Consider the following 12,589-nt stretch of genomic DNA (forward strand, 5'->3'; position numbering starts at 1 on the left):
TGGCATGGGCACGGTACTCGACGACGGCCGCATCGCGCCCAAGCGTCTCGTCGCCACCGGGTGAGGCCCGTGGGTGACGTAACGATCCGTTTCCCCGCGGTTTTGGTTGTTCCTCAGGCCGCCGCGGGGATAGAATACGCGTCTTTCGGGAACATCGAGATAACCAGGAGCAGTTGATGTCTTCTCTTTCTGCCGAGCAGAAACACGAAATCGTCAAGGATTTCGCGCGCACCGAGGGCGACACGGGTTCGCCGGAGGTCCAGATCGCGCTGCTGACCGCGCGCATCCAGCACCTCACCGAGCATTTCCAGACCCACAAGCAGGATCACCACTCCCGCCGTGGGCTGCTCAAGCTGGTCAACCAGCGTCGCAAGCTGCTGGACTACGTCAAGCGCAAGAACCGTGAGCGCTATCAGACGATCATCGAACGCCTCGGCCTGCGCAAGTAGGCCGAACGAAAGCTGCCCAGACAATGGATAGGCCTGTGATTCCTACTCCCGTCCAGAAGACGTTCCAGTACGGCGACCACACCGTAACGCTCGAGACCGGACGCATCGCGCGGCAGGCCAGCGGCGCGGTGCTCGTCAACATGTCGGACACGGTGGTGCTCGTCACCGTCGTGGGTAAGCAGGACGATGGCGAGCCCCGTCCCTTCCTGCCGCTGACGGTCAACTACCAGGAGCGGACCTATGCCGCGGGCAAGATCCCCGGCGGGTTCTTCAAGCGCGAGGGACGGCCTTCGGAGAAGGAGACACTGGTCTGCCGTCTGATCGACCGACCGATCCGGCCGCTGTTCCCCGCGGGCTTCACGAGCGAGGTCCAGGTCATCGCCACGGTTATCTCGATGAACCCCGAGGTCGACGCCGACATCCCGGCGCTGATCGGTACCTCGGCGGCTCTGGCGATCTCCGGCATCCCGTTCGAGGGGCCCATCGGTGCGGCCCGTGTCGGCTATCAGGATGGGCAGTTCGTGCTCAATCCGACCTTCAGCCAGATCGCGGCCTCCGACCTCGACTTGGTGGTGGCGGGCACGGAGGAAGCGGTGCTGATGGTCGAGTCGGAGGCGGACCGCCTCCCCGAGCAGACCATGCTCGATGCCGTGCTCTTCGGTCACGAGCAGATGCAGGCCGCGATCGGCGCGATCAAGGAGCTCGCCGCCGAGGCCGCCAAGCCCCGCTGGGACTGGGAGGCGCCGGCCAAGGATCAGGGGCTGGTCTCGCGCATGCAGGAGCTCGCGGGCGGTGAGCTCGCCGAGGCCTATCAGGTGGTGGACAAGCAGGAGCGCCAGGCCGCGGTCGGTGCCGTACGTGACCGCGTCGTTGCCGAGCTGACCGCCACCGAGGAAAATCCGGAGGGCTGGAGCGAGCGCGAGGTCGCCGATGCGTTCAAGTCCCTCGAGAAGCAGATCGTGCGCGGGCGCATCATCCGCGGCGAGCCGCGGATCGACGGGCGTGACAACAACACGGTACGGCCGCTGACCATCGAGGTCGGTGCGCTGCCCCGTACCCACGGCTCGGCGCTGTTCACGCGCGGCGAGACCCAGGCGATGGTCATCACCACGCTGGGTACCGGGCGCGATGCCCAGGTGGTGGACGCCATCGAGGGCGAGCGCAAGGAGCCGTTCATGCTCCACTATAACTTCCCGCCGTACTGCGTGGGCGAGACCGGCTTCATGGGCAGCCCCAAGCGCCGTGAGATCGGTCACGGCAAGCTCGCCAAGCGCGGCATCCAGGCCGTGATGCCGAGCAGCGAGGAGTGTCCCTACGTGATCCGCGTGGTCTCGGAGATCACCGAGTCCAATGGCTCCAGCTCCATGGCCAGTGTCTGTGGCACCAGCCTCTCGCTCATGGACGCGGGCGTGCCGATCAAGGCGCCGGTGGCGGGTATCGCCATGGGTCTGATCAAGGAAGGCGACGACTTCGCCGTGCTCACCGATATCCTCGGCGACGAGGATCACCTCGGCGACATGGACTTCAAGGTCGCCGGCTCCGAGGATGGCGTCACCGCGCTGCAGATGGACATCAAGATCAACGGGATCACCCGCGAGATCATGGAGAAGGCGCTGGAGCGCGCCCGCGAAGGCCGCATGCACATCCTCGGCAAGATGAACGAGGTGATCGCCGAGCCCCGCCAGGAGATGTCCGAGCACGCGCCGCGGCTGCTTACCCTGCGCATCGACCCCGAGAAGATCCGTGACGTCATCGGCAAGGGCGGCAGCACCATCCGCCAGCTCACCGAGGAAACCGGCACGAGCATCGACATCTCGGATGACGGCGTGGTTACCGTGGCCTCCACGGACGCCGCTGCCGCCAACGAGGCGCGCCGGCGCATCGAGCTGCTCACCGCGGACGTCGAGGTCGGCCGCATCTACGAGGGCCGGGTGATCAAGCTCATGGACTTCGGCGCGTTCGTGAACATACTGCCGGGTCGCGACGGGCTGGTGCACATCTCCCAGATCTCCAACCGCCGTGTCGAGAGCGTCGCCGACGAGCTCTCCGAGGGACAGGTGGTGCGCGTGAAGGTCCTGGAGGTGGACCGCCAGGGCCGGATCCGGCTGAGCATCAAGGCGGTGGAGGAGGCCGACGCCTGACGGGCGCCGGTTTCTGAAACATGCGAAAAAGGGGCCGTAAGGCCCCTTTTTTTGGTTCATCGCATATTGCCGGGAAAGACGGTTTCCGGGGATGGCATGTTCGCGCTGTCTCCGCCGTTCGTTGACAGCGCACCACGCGATTCTAGACTCACAGTGTACTCCTCGTTTCGCGAAGGAGGACACAAAAATGTCCAACTATCCCCGTGAATCCGCCTCTTTCCCGCGGCGTTGTGCCACTGCGCTCCTCGCCGCCTGCCTGGTGACGGGCACCGCATGGGCCGCCGGCGAACCGCCGGCCCCCGACTTCTCCAAGACCCAGTACGGGGACATGAGCTTCCCCGAGCAGTTCCCCGACGGCACGAGCATCAGCATCACCCAGTGGAGCCACTTCGTGCCCCGCTATGACCAGTGGTTCAAGCAGTACGCCCAGGAATGGGGTGACGCGCATAACGTCGACGTCACGGTGAATTTCATCAACATCGCCGATCTGGCCTCGACCCTGTCCGCGTCGATCTCCGCCGGCGAGGGGGCGACGCTGTTCGAGATGGTGGCCCCGCCGACCGCGTTCATCGACGGGCTCAAGCCGCTGAACGACGTCAACAAGGCCGCCGCGACGGAGTTCGGCGAGCGTGCCGGCACCTGCGAGCGTTCCAGTTACCTGCCGGCGAAGGACATGTGGTACGGCTTCTGCCACGGCTGGGTGCCGGACCCGGGTGACTACCGTCGCTCTCTGTGGAAGGACGCCGGTTACCCCGATGGCCCGCAGACCTACGCGGACCTGCTCGAGGGCGGCGGCAAGATCTTCCAGAAGACCGGCACGCCGGTTGCCGTGGGGATGTCGCCGGAGATCGACTCCGAGTTTTATGCCCGCGCGCTGATCTGGTCCTTCGGCGGCTCGATCCAGGACGAGAACGGCAATGTCACCTTCGACTCGCCGGAGGTCGTCGAGGCCGTGAAGTTCCAGAAGCAGCTCTTCGAGAACGCGATGACCCCGGAGGTCTTCGCGTGGAACGCCGCCTCCAATAACCAGACTTTCATCGGCGGTTCCGCCTCATATATCCAGAACTCCATCTCCTTCTACCGCAGTGCCCAGGAGAGCTCGCCGGACGTGGCCGCAGACACCGGCTTCCGGCCGGGCCTGAAGGGACCGCGGGGTGACGTGAAGATGCCGGCCCACGTGTGGTTCATCCACACCATGCCGGAGTACGTCACCGACGAGACCAAGATCCAGGCGGCGAAGAAGTTCATGCTCGATCTCGAGCACAACTATCCGTCCGCGAGCTACTACTCCAAGTTCTACAATTTCCCGGCCTTTACCTCCCAGGTGCCGCAGCTCTTCGGTGATGACAGCTGGCTGAACGACGATCCGTGGGGCGCGGAGCCCCCGGACAAGCTCGGTCTGTTGAAGACCGCCGAGGACTGGACCGCGTGGCTGGGCTACCCGGGCTATGCCAACCCTGCTGTCAGCGAGGTGTACCAGTCGCACCTGATCTCCAGCATGATGGCAGACGTCGCCCGTGGCGTGAAAACCCCGGAGCAGGCGGTGGAGGACACTGCCGGGGAGATTCGCGCCATCTTCGAGAAGTGGCGCGAACGCGGCTACGTGGGCGGCGGCTGAGCAGCGCCGATGTCCATGGCCCGCCCCCGGCCGGGGCGGGCCGGCTCCCCCGAAATGAGTCCCGCTGCGCCGGCCCGTTCCGGTGCGGCGGGCGATGATCCATGATTGTATTAACGGGGCGAACGGCGACATGGCGGTACTCGAGACTCGTGGCCTCAAGAAGCACTTCGGCCGCATCCGCGCGGTGGACGGCATCGACCTCACGTCCACGGACGGCGAGCTCCTCGCCATCCTCGGACCGTCCGGCTCCGGCAAGAGCACGCTGATGCGCATGGTTGCCGGGCTCGAGGAGCCGAGTGCCGGCGACATCCTGGTGGACGGACGCTCCATCGTTGGCATCCCGCCCAAGCGGCGCAACGTCGCCATGGTCTTCCAGAGCTTCGCGCTGTATCCGCACATGAGCGTGCTGGAGAACATCCGTTTCCCGCTGGTGGCGCGCCGGGTACCCGCCGCGGAGCAGCGTGAGAAGATCGACTGGGTGACCGGTATCCTGGATATCGGCGATCTGCTCGAACGCCGGCCCACCCGGCTGTCCGGCGGGCAGATGCAGCGGGTGGCGCTGGCCCGGGCGCTGGTGCGCGACCCGGAGCTATTCGTCTTCGACGAGCCGCTGTCCTCGCTGGACGCCCAGATCCGGAGCCAGGCACGCGGGGAGCTGCGCGAGCTCCACGACCGTACGCAGATCACCACGCTCTACGTCACCCACGATCAGCTCGAGGCCCTCGGGCTCGCGGACCGGGTGGCGGTGGTGCACAACGGCTGCATCCAGCAGCTGGGCACACCGCGAACGCTCTACGAGGATCCCGGCAACCTCTTCGTGGCCGGCTTTATCGGTGATCCACCCATGAACCGTCTCGATCTCGGTGACAACGTCATCCTCGGTGTGCGCCCGGAGCACCTGCTTCTCGAGCACGGCGAGGAGGACCCCGGGGAGGTGGCGCTGCGCCTCGAGGTCGAGCTGGAGCACCTGGAGTTCCTCGGTGCGGAGTGGCTGATCTACGCTGCCGTGTGCGCCGGCGTCCCCGAGACCGGGCGGCGGCGTCCGCGGGTGATCGCGCGGCTGCGGCAGGCGGAGCCGCCGAGCATGGAGACCGGTCAGCGCCGGACCCTGGTCGTGCGCCGGGCGAACGCGCGCTACTTCGATGCCGAGAGCGGCGAGCGCCGGTCTGCCCCGTCGGGGGTGGCGGCATGAGTGCCGCGGCGCAGGGCGGCTGGTTCGCCCGCGCGGGGGACGCCCTGGAGCGGCCACGGGTCCTCGGCACCGTCATGCTCGCGCCGGCGGTGCTCTATATCGTCGCCTTCGTGGCGGTGCCGTTCTGCATCGCCATCGCGCTGAGTTTCAGCGATGCCACCGTCGGCGATCCCACGATCAGCAGCTTTGTCGGCCTGGAGAATTTCCGTGCGGTGATGCAGCAGGAAGCGTTCATGAGCGCGCTGCGCAACAGCATCATCGTCACCGTCGCTACCGTCGTGGGCATCGTGGTGCTGGCGACTATCGCCGTGGAGATCCTGGCGCGGGAATTCCCCGGCCGGCGGCTCGTGCAGGTGCTGTTCATGCTGCCCTGGGCGATGCCGGTGGCGCTCGCGGCCATCACCTGGCTGTGGCTGCTGGACTCGCAGTTCAGCCCGATAGACTGGCTGCTGGTACAGCTCGGCCTGCTCGGGCCGGGCACACCGCTGGGGCCGGCAAAGCACCTCTATTACCTCGGCCGGGAGTGGCTGGGGCTGGGTTCGGTGGTGTTCGTCGATATCTGGCGCACCCTGCCGCTGGCGACGATCATTGTCCTCGCCGGCCGGCTGTCCATCCCCCGGGAGCGGCTGGAGCAGGCCCAGATCGACGGCGCCGGATTCTTCCGGGTGCTCCTGCGCATCATTATTCCGGCACTGGCGCCGGTGCTCATCGTGGCCATCCTGTTCACTGCGCTGCTGGTCATCGGCGAGATGTCCACGGTGGCACTGCTCACCCGGGGCGGGCCGGGGCACTCGGGCCAGATCCTGCCCTACTGGGCCTATCTCAAGGGCATCGAGAGCGGCGACCTCGCCCAGGGGGCCGCCGTGTCGCTGTTTCTCTTCCCCGTGCTCGCGGCGGCGGCGATCGTGGCGCTGCGTTTCGCCGCACGGCTGCACCGCGACTGAGGTGACGGGCATGCGCAGGCAGGCGAGAAAAACCGGGTTCTACACGGCGGTCGTGCTGCTGGTACTGTTCTCGATACTGCCGATCGCCTATGCCGTGCTCACGATCTTCAAGAAGGAGTCGGAGCTCTTCGACCCGGGGTCGAACCCGTTCCTCTACGAGCAGGGCGCGACCCTCAAGCACCTGGTGTTCCTGTTCACGGGCACGCCGTTCCCCACCTTCCTGTGGAACTCGCTGGTGATCGGGGTGTTCGTGGTCGCGATCACGGTGGTGCTGGCGGTGCCGGCGGCCTACGCCCTCGCGCGGCTCACCGGGCGCTGGGGCGAGAGCTCGGGCATGGCGATTTTCCTCGTCTACCTCATCCCGCCGACGCTGCTGTTCATCCCGCTGTTCCGCATCGTGGTGTGGCTGGGGCTGGCGAACAGCATCTGGTCGCTGGTGGTGGTCCTGCCCACCATCACGGTGCCCTTCTGTACGTGGCTGCTGCTGGGCTTCTTCCGCTCGGTGCCCCGGGAGCTCGACGAGGCGGCGCTGCTGGACGGCTGCTCGCGCTTCACCGCGTTCCGCAAGGTCGTGCTGCCCCAGGCCCTGCCGGGCATCGGGGCATGCATGGTGTTCGCGTTCTCGCTGTCGCTGTCGAATTATATCTACTCCGTGACCTTCATCAGCGAGAGCGCCTCGCGCAACCTCAGCGCCGGCGTGCCCACGGAGCTGATCCGCGGCGATGTCTACTTCTGGCCTTCGCTGATGGCGGCGACGGCGATCGTGGCGATCCCGCTGGGGCTCGCCTACGGGCTGCTGTTCGACTACCTGGTCCGTGGCTTCCAGAGCGCGGAGACGGGATAGGGCGGCTCAGGCGAACAGCCCGTGGAGGAACCAGCCGCGGGCATGGCCCCTTTCGCGGTAGACCCACAGCCGTTCCCCGCCGGGGTTGCTGGCCACGTAGTAGTCGCGGGCCACGTCCTGGCCGTCCCACCAGCCGGACTCGATGCGCTCCGGCCCGTCGTGGAGGGTGAGGGGGCCGTGCCATGCGGGCGTCTCGGCGCTCACGGTCAGTGCCCGGGGCGGGTCCAGCAGCCACAGCGGGCGTGCGGGGTTGGGGGCCGGCGTCCCGCCGCCGCGGCCGGGGGCGACGTAATGCCAGGCACGCTCGGGTCGATGCTCGCTGCGGGTGTGCAGGCCGTTGACCGTCTCCTCGCCCAGGCGCGTGGAGAGCCGTTCCACCAGGCCGTGCCACGGCGTCTCTTCCCGGGCGCCGGGCAGGAGTGCCGGCGATTCCGGGGCCAGTGGCTGGAGGTCGCCGGCCAGCAGGGTGAGTGACTGCACGGGGCCGGACAGGGCCAGGCGTTCCAGGCGTTCGCGGGCGAGGGTGAGCAGGTGTGCGGCATCGCGGCTCGGGGCGAGCAGGCCGACGCGGGCGGTGCTCGCCCCGCGGGGGACGTGGTGGAGCCGCAGCTCCAGGCGCTGGACCCCCCGGCCGAGCCCGCTCAGGTAGCCGCAGAGCTCGCCGAGCAGTCGTTCCAGGCCCCTGGCGATCAGCTCCCGGTCGCCGCTTTCCCGGGGCAGGGTGATCTCGGCGCGGTAGCGCGGCGGGGGCTGCCAGGGGTGGCGCGGGTCGGCGTGACGGCCGTGGGCGCGGTCGAGCTGGCGCAGCAGGGTATGGCCGAAGCGCCGGGCGAGGCCGTCCCGGGGCAGGGCGAGGACGTCGCCCAGGGTCTCGCAGCCGAGGCCGGTGAGCTCTTCATGGTGGCGGGGCTGTTCCAGCGCGAGGACCGCCACGGGCAACTGGGTCAGTGCCGCATCGCTCTCGGTCTGCGTCGTCGCGGCCGTCGTGTCGCCGGCGCGCGCAAGCAGCCAGGCGGCGGTAGGGGTCGGGGCGAGGCTGGTCAGCGGCCGGTAGCCGAGCCCCGCCACGCCGTCGGCGATCGTCGTGCGCAGCCGCTCCAGTCCGCCGAAGTAGCGCAGGCTGCCGCCGATCTCCAGCAGCAGGGCGTCCGGGCGCTGGGGGCTTACCACCGGGGTGAACTGCAGCGACCAGGCGGCGAGCTGACGCAGGGCCCGAGCCTCCGCGGCCGGATCGCGTTCGTGGCAGAGCAGCCGGGGCACCAGGGCCCGGGCGGCGCTGACGCGCTGGCCCGGTGCCACCCCGGCGCGGCGGGCCGGCCGGTTGGCCGCCGATACCGTACCGCCTTCGGCGACCACGCGGGCATCGTCGTCGCCTCCGGCCCGCTGGAAGACCTCCAGCGCCAGCTCCGGCACCCGCAGGCACAGCCACAGCGTCATGGGGCCATTCTCCGCCGGCATCCGGCGCTCAGCCCCGGGGCACCAGCCCCAGCTCGATCTGTGCAGCCCGCGGCCGGCCGCCGCCACGGCGGTGCGGTGCCGGGCGCGGTGTCGCGGCATTGCGTACCGGGGCCGGTCCGGCCGCCTCGCGTGCCGCCGGTGGTGCGCTGACCGCGGCGGGCACCGCCGGGGCGGCCTCAGTCTCCGGGTAGAGGACCCGGCGCCGGCCGCCGCCGCGGCACTTGAGCAGCTCCATGCGCAGGCCGCGGTCGTCCCGGTCCAGGTGCAGCCGCAGGGCCGCCGGCGAGGCGCTGCTGCGGTTGCTCTCGCGGCGGAAGATCAGCCCGAGGCTGTCGCCGGCCTCGGCGGCGAGCTGCAGGCGGCGCAGGCTCGCGGTGTCCACCTGCCGCGGCCAGGCGAGCACGGCCCCGCAGGTGCCGGCGCGCAGGGCCTGTTCCACGGCCCACAGGGCGTCGGTCCCGCTGCGGGGGTGGATCAGCAGCAGCCGGCCCAGATCGAGTCCCTGGGCGGTGAGCGCCGGTGCGTAGGGGACGAAGGGCGGGGCGATGAAGGCCACCCAGCGCCCCTGGCGCGCGATCTCCGCCAGCGCGGGCATCAGCAGCCGGAGCTCGCCGATGCCGTGGTGCTCGTGGAGGACCTCGGTGAGCGCGCCCCGGGGCCAGCCGCCCCCGGGCAGCACTGCGTCCAGGGCCGGGTGGCCGGTGGTGACATGACGCCCGTCCGGCCCGTCGCCCGTGGCGCCGGCCCGCCAGATACCGGGCTGACGGAGCAGCTCCTCGACCGCTTCGCTCATGGCTGACTCTCCTCAGAGCGCGGGGCGGATGACACCCACCCCGATGCCCTCGATGGCAAGGGATTCGACTCGCAGATCCACCTCGATGGGGCGGAATGCGTCGTTTTCGGGCAGCAGCTCCACGTGGGGGCCACGGCGGCGGAAGCGCTTCACCGTGACCTCGTCGTGCAGGCGTGCCACCACGATCTGGCCGTCCCTTGCCTCTTCGGTGCGCTGCACCGCCAGGAGATCGCCGTCCAGGATCCCCGCGTCCTGCATGCTCGCGCCCCGGACCACCAGCAGGTAGTCCGGACGCCGGTCGAACAGCGCCTCGGTGATCGCGTAGCGCCGCTCGATGTGCTCCTCCGCCAGGATCGGGCTGCCGGCGGCGACCCGGCCGACCACCGGCAGGCCCTCGCCGGTGTCGTCGCCTGCGTCGCCTTCATCGGTCTCCATACCGATCAGGCGGATGCCCCGGGAGGCCCCCCGGCGCATCTCGATGACCCCCTTGCGCGCGAGTGCCCGCAGGTGCTGCTCCGCGGCGTTGGGCGAGCGGAAGCCGCAGGCGCGGGCGATCTCGCTGCGCGTCGGCGGGTAGCCCGTCTCCGCGATGCAGCGGCGGATCAGCGCCAGTATCTCGGCCTGTCGGGGGGTCAGTTCGTTCATGCATCCTCCGGTTACTGTATAAATATACAGTATCTTCGCCGGCTGGCAAGCCCGGTTGAGTACCGGGCATTCATGGGAATACTGTAAATATATACAGCAATCCGCGAAACCCCGTGATGGACGACGAGACCGCCGCCTACGCCGAGCTCTACTGCCTGAGCAACTTCAGCTTCCGCCGCGGGGCCTCCCATCCCGGCGAGCTGATGACGCGCGCCGCCGAGCTGGGGTACACGGCCCTGGCGGTGACCGACGAGTGCTCCGTCGCCGGCGTGGTGCGGGCGCACATGGCCGCCCGGGAGACGGGGCTGGCGCTGATCGTCGGCAGCGAGTTCGTGCTCGAGGACGGCACCACGCTGGTGGTGCTCGCCCCCGACCGCCGTGCCTACGGCCAGCTGTGCGCGCTCATCAGCCTGGCGCGGAGCCTGGCCCCGAAGGGGGCCTACCGCCTGGGGCGCGCGGAGCTGGCCGGGGCGCTGCCGGACTGCCTCGCCATCCTGTGGGTGACCCCGGCGCTGACGGAGGAGACGGCGGCGTGGTTTGCCGGATGCTTCCCCGGCCGGGGCTGGCTCGGCGTGGGGGCCCTGCGCGACGGCTCGGACGCCGAACGGCTGCGTGTCAGCGCCCGGCTGTCCGCGGCCACCGGGGTACCGCGACTCGCCTGCGGCGGGGTGCTGATGCATCGCCGTGGCCGGCGAGCCCTCCAGGACACGCTCACCGCGATCCGCCTCGGCCGTCCGCTGGCCGAGCTCGGCACGGCCCTGGCCGGTAACGGCGAGCGCCACCTGCGTTCCCGCCGCGAGCTCGCGCGGCTGTTCCCGCGGCCCCTGCTGGAGGAGGGGGTCCGGGTGGCGGCGCGCTGCCGCTTCTCGCTCACGGAGCTGCGCTACGAGTACCCCGACGAGCTGACAGGGGAATACGCGACGCCCGGTGAACGGCTGCGCGCGCTGGTGGAGGCCGGACTGGCGGATCACTGGAAAGACGGCGTGCCCGGGGAGGTGCGCCGGCAGGTGGAGCACGAGCTCTCGGTCATCGCCGGCATGGGCTATGAGCCGTACTTCCTCACGGTCCACGACGTGGTGGAATTCGCCCGCCGCCGCGGCATCCTCTGCCAGGGGCGGGGCTCGGCGGCGAACTCCGTGGTCTGCTACTGCCTCGGCATCACCGCCGTGAACCCCACCCGTCAGCAGCTGTTATTCGAGCGTTTCATCTCCCCCGAGCGGGGCGAGCCGCCGGACATCGACGTGGACTTCGAGCACGAGCGCCGCGAGGAGGTGATCCAGTACATCTACCGCCGCTACGGTCGCGAGCGCGCGGCGCTGGCCGCCACGGTGATCACCTACCGCCCGCGCAGCGCCCTGCGCGACGTGGGCCGTGCGCTCGGTCTGGGCCAGGACCAGCTCGAGCGGCTGGCCGGTGCCATGCAGTGGTGGGACGGGGGCACCATCGGCGACGAGCGTGTGCGCGAGGCCGGCCTGGACCCCGAGAGCCCGGTGGTGCACCGGCTGATCGTGCTCGCCCGCGAGCTGCTGGGTTTCCCCCGTCACCTCTCCCAGCACGTGGGCGGGTTCGTGATCTCCCGCGGGCCGCTGGCGGAGCTGGTGCCCACGGAGAACGCCGCCATGGCCGGGCGCTCCGTGATCCAGTGGGACAAGGACGACCTGGAGGCCCTGGGACTGCTCAAGGTGGACTGCCTGTCGCTGGGCATGCTCACCGCGATCCGGCGCTGCTTCGAGCTCGTCGCGCGCCACCACGGCCGGTCCCTGGGCCTGGGCGACATCCCGGAGGGCGACCCGGCGGTCTACGACATGATCGGCCGGGCGGACACGGTGGGGGTGTTCCAGGTGGAGTCCCGGGCGCAGATGGCGATGCTCCCCCGCATGCGGCCGCAGACCTTCTACGACCTGGTGGTGGAGATCTCCATCGTCCGGCCGGGTCCCATCCAGGGCGACATGGTCCATCCCTATCTGCGCCGTCGCGAGGGGCTGGAGCCGGTGGACTACCCCAGCGAGGCGGTGCGCGAGGTGCTCGAACGTACCTACGGCGTGCCCATCTTCCAGGAGCAGGTCATGCAGCTTGCGGTGGTGGCCGCCGGCTTCACCCCCGGCGAGGCGGACGGACTGCGCCGGTCCATGGCCGCCTGGCGCCGCAAGGGTGGGCTCGGGCCGTTCCGCGAGCGGCTGGTGGAGGGCATGCGCGAGAGGGGGTATGACGTTGACTTCGCCGAGCGGGTGTTCCAGCAGATCCTGGGCTTCGGCGAGTACGGCTTCCCGGAGAGCCATGCGGCGAGCTTCGCGCTGCTGGTCTATGTCTCCGCCTGGCTCAAGCACCACTACCCCGCGGCGTTCACCGCGGCGCTGCTCAACAGCCAGCCCATGGGGTTCTACGGCCCCGCCCAGCTCGTGCGTGACGCCCGGGAGCACGGCGTGGGCGTGCGCCCGGTGGACGTGGCCGTCAGCGAGGCCGCCTGTACCCTGGAGCCGTCGCCGGACGACGGGCCGGCGCTGC

At 69.7% G+C, this 12,589-nt stretch carries 11 protein-coding genes; 8 read left to right on the forward strand and 3 right to left on the reverse strand.

Annotation, left to right across the window (positions count from 1 at the left end):
- The 7 genes from G7A99_RS25895 to G7A99_RS01450 all read left to right on the forward strand — a co-directional run.
- The coding region (locus G7A99_RS25895) for a tRNA pseudouridine(55) synthase TruB (protein WP_371807591.1) at positions 1-64 on the forward strand (64 nt) is incomplete at its 5' end.
- A 112-nt stretch (positions 65-176) separates the two neighbouring features.
- Positions 177-449, forward strand: a complete 273-nt coding sequence (gene rpsO / locus G7A99_RS01425) for a 30S ribosomal protein S15 (protein WP_018717707.1) — start codon at positions 177-179, stop codon at positions 447-449.
- A gap of 23 nt (positions 450-472) precedes the next feature.
- A complete protein-coding gene (gene pnp, locus G7A99_RS01430) occupies positions 473-2,590 on the forward strand; it encodes a polyribonucleotide nucleotidyltransferase (RefSeq protein ID WP_040409327.1) in 2,118 nt (705 codons plus the stop codon).
- Positions 2,591-2,777: 187 nt separating this feature from the next.
- Positions 2,778-4,208, forward strand: a complete 1,431-nt coding sequence (locus tag G7A99_RS01435) for an ABC transporter substrate-binding protein (RefSeq protein ID WP_018717709.1) — start codon at positions 2,778-2,780, stop codon at positions 4,206-4,208.
- Positions 4,209-4,338: 130 nt separating this feature from the next.
- Positions 4,339-5,400 (forward strand): ABC transporter ATP-binding protein, encoded by a 1,062-nt coding sequence (locus G7A99_RS01440; protein WP_026321008.1) that lies wholly within the window; start codon positions 4,339-4,341, stop codon positions 5,398-5,400.
- The gene (locus G7A99_RS01445; RefSeq protein ID WP_018717711.1) at positions 5,397-6,344 is read left to right on the forward strand and encodes a carbohydrate ABC transporter permease; all 948 of its coding nucleotides are present in this window, start codon (positions 5,397-5,399) and stop codon (positions 6,342-6,344) included. Before G7A99_RS01440 ends, G7A99_RS01445 begins: the two co-directional genes overlap by 4 nt.
- A gap of 10 nt (positions 6,345-6,354) precedes the next feature.
- Positions 6,355-7,188 (forward strand): carbohydrate ABC transporter permease, encoded by an 834-nt coding sequence (locus tag G7A99_RS01450; RefSeq protein ID WP_018717712.1) that lies wholly within the window; start codon positions 6,355-6,357, stop codon positions 7,186-7,188.
- Between the two features lie 6 nt (positions 7,189-7,194).
- On the opposite strand, the gene G7A99_RS01455 is transcribed toward G7A99_RS01450, so the two are convergent.
- From G7A99_RS01455 to lexA, 3 genes are read right to left on the reverse strand one after another with little or no spacing between them, the layout of a single operon-like run.
- Positions 7,195-8,625, reverse strand: a complete 1,431-nt coding sequence (locus G7A99_RS01455) for a DNA polymerase Y family protein (RefSeq protein ID WP_163138686.1) — start codon at positions 8,623-8,625, stop codon at positions 7,195-7,197.
- Between the two features lie 28 nt (positions 8,626-8,653).
- A complete protein-coding gene (gene imuA / locus G7A99_RS01460; RefSeq protein WP_163138687.1) occupies positions 8,654-9,439 on the reverse strand; it encodes a translesion DNA synthesis-associated protein ImuA in 786 nt (261 codons plus the stop codon).
- Positions 9,440-9,451: 12 nt separating this feature from the next.
- Positions 9,452-10,084, reverse strand: coding sequence for a transcriptional repressor LexA (gene lexA / locus G7A99_RS01465; protein ID WP_026321010.1), 633 nt, complete (start codon positions 10,082-10,084; stop codon positions 9,452-9,454).
- A 116-nt stretch (positions 10,085-10,200) separates the two neighbouring features.
- On the opposite strand from lexA, the gene G7A99_RS01470 reads away from it, so the two are divergent.
- On the forward strand, positions 10,201-12,589 hold a 2,389-nt coding region (locus G7A99_RS01470; protein WP_240466056.1), incomplete at its 3' end, for an error-prone DNA polymerase.

This window comes from Arhodomonas sp. KWT (assembly GCF_010993615.1).

What these genes read in the sequence shown, in the direction of transcription:
- G7A99_RS01445 (WP_018717711.1), top strand. Translation starts at nt 5,397, where the DNA reads ATGAGTGCCGCGGCGCAGGGCGGCTGGTTCGCCCGCGCGGGGGACGCC.
- G7A99_RS01455 (WP_163138686.1), bottom strand. Translation starts at nt 8,625, where the DNA reads ATGACGCTGTGGCTGTGCCTGCGGGTGCCGGAGCTGGCGCTGGAGGTC.
- lexA (WP_026321010.1), bottom strand. Translation starts at nt 10,084, where the DNA reads ATGAACGAACTGACCCCCCGACAGGCCGAGATACTGGCGCTGATCCGC.
- imuA (WP_163138687.1), bottom strand. Translation starts at nt 9,439, where the DNA reads ATGAGCGAAGCGGTCGAGGAGCTGCTCCGTCAGCCCGGTATCTGGCGG.
- rpsO (WP_018717707.1), top strand. Translation starts at nt 177, where the DNA reads ATGTCTTCTCTTTCTGCCGAGCAGAAACACGAAATCGTCAAGGATTTC.
- pnp (WP_040409327.1), top strand. Translation starts at nt 473, where the DNA reads ATGGATAGGCCTGTGATTCCTACTCCCGTCCAGAAGACGTTCCAGTAC.
- G7A99_RS01435 (WP_018717709.1), top strand. Translation starts at nt 2,778, where the DNA reads ATGTCCAACTATCCCCGTGAATCCGCCTCTTTCCCGCGGCGTTGTGCC.
- G7A99_RS01440 (WP_026321008.1), top strand. Translation starts at nt 4,339, where the DNA reads ATGGCGGTACTCGAGACTCGTGGCCTCAAGAAGCACTTCGGCCGCATC.
- G7A99_RS01450 (WP_018717712.1), top strand. Translation starts at nt 6,355, where the DNA reads ATGCGCAGGCAGGCGAGAAAAACCGGGTTCTACACGGCGGTCGTGCTG.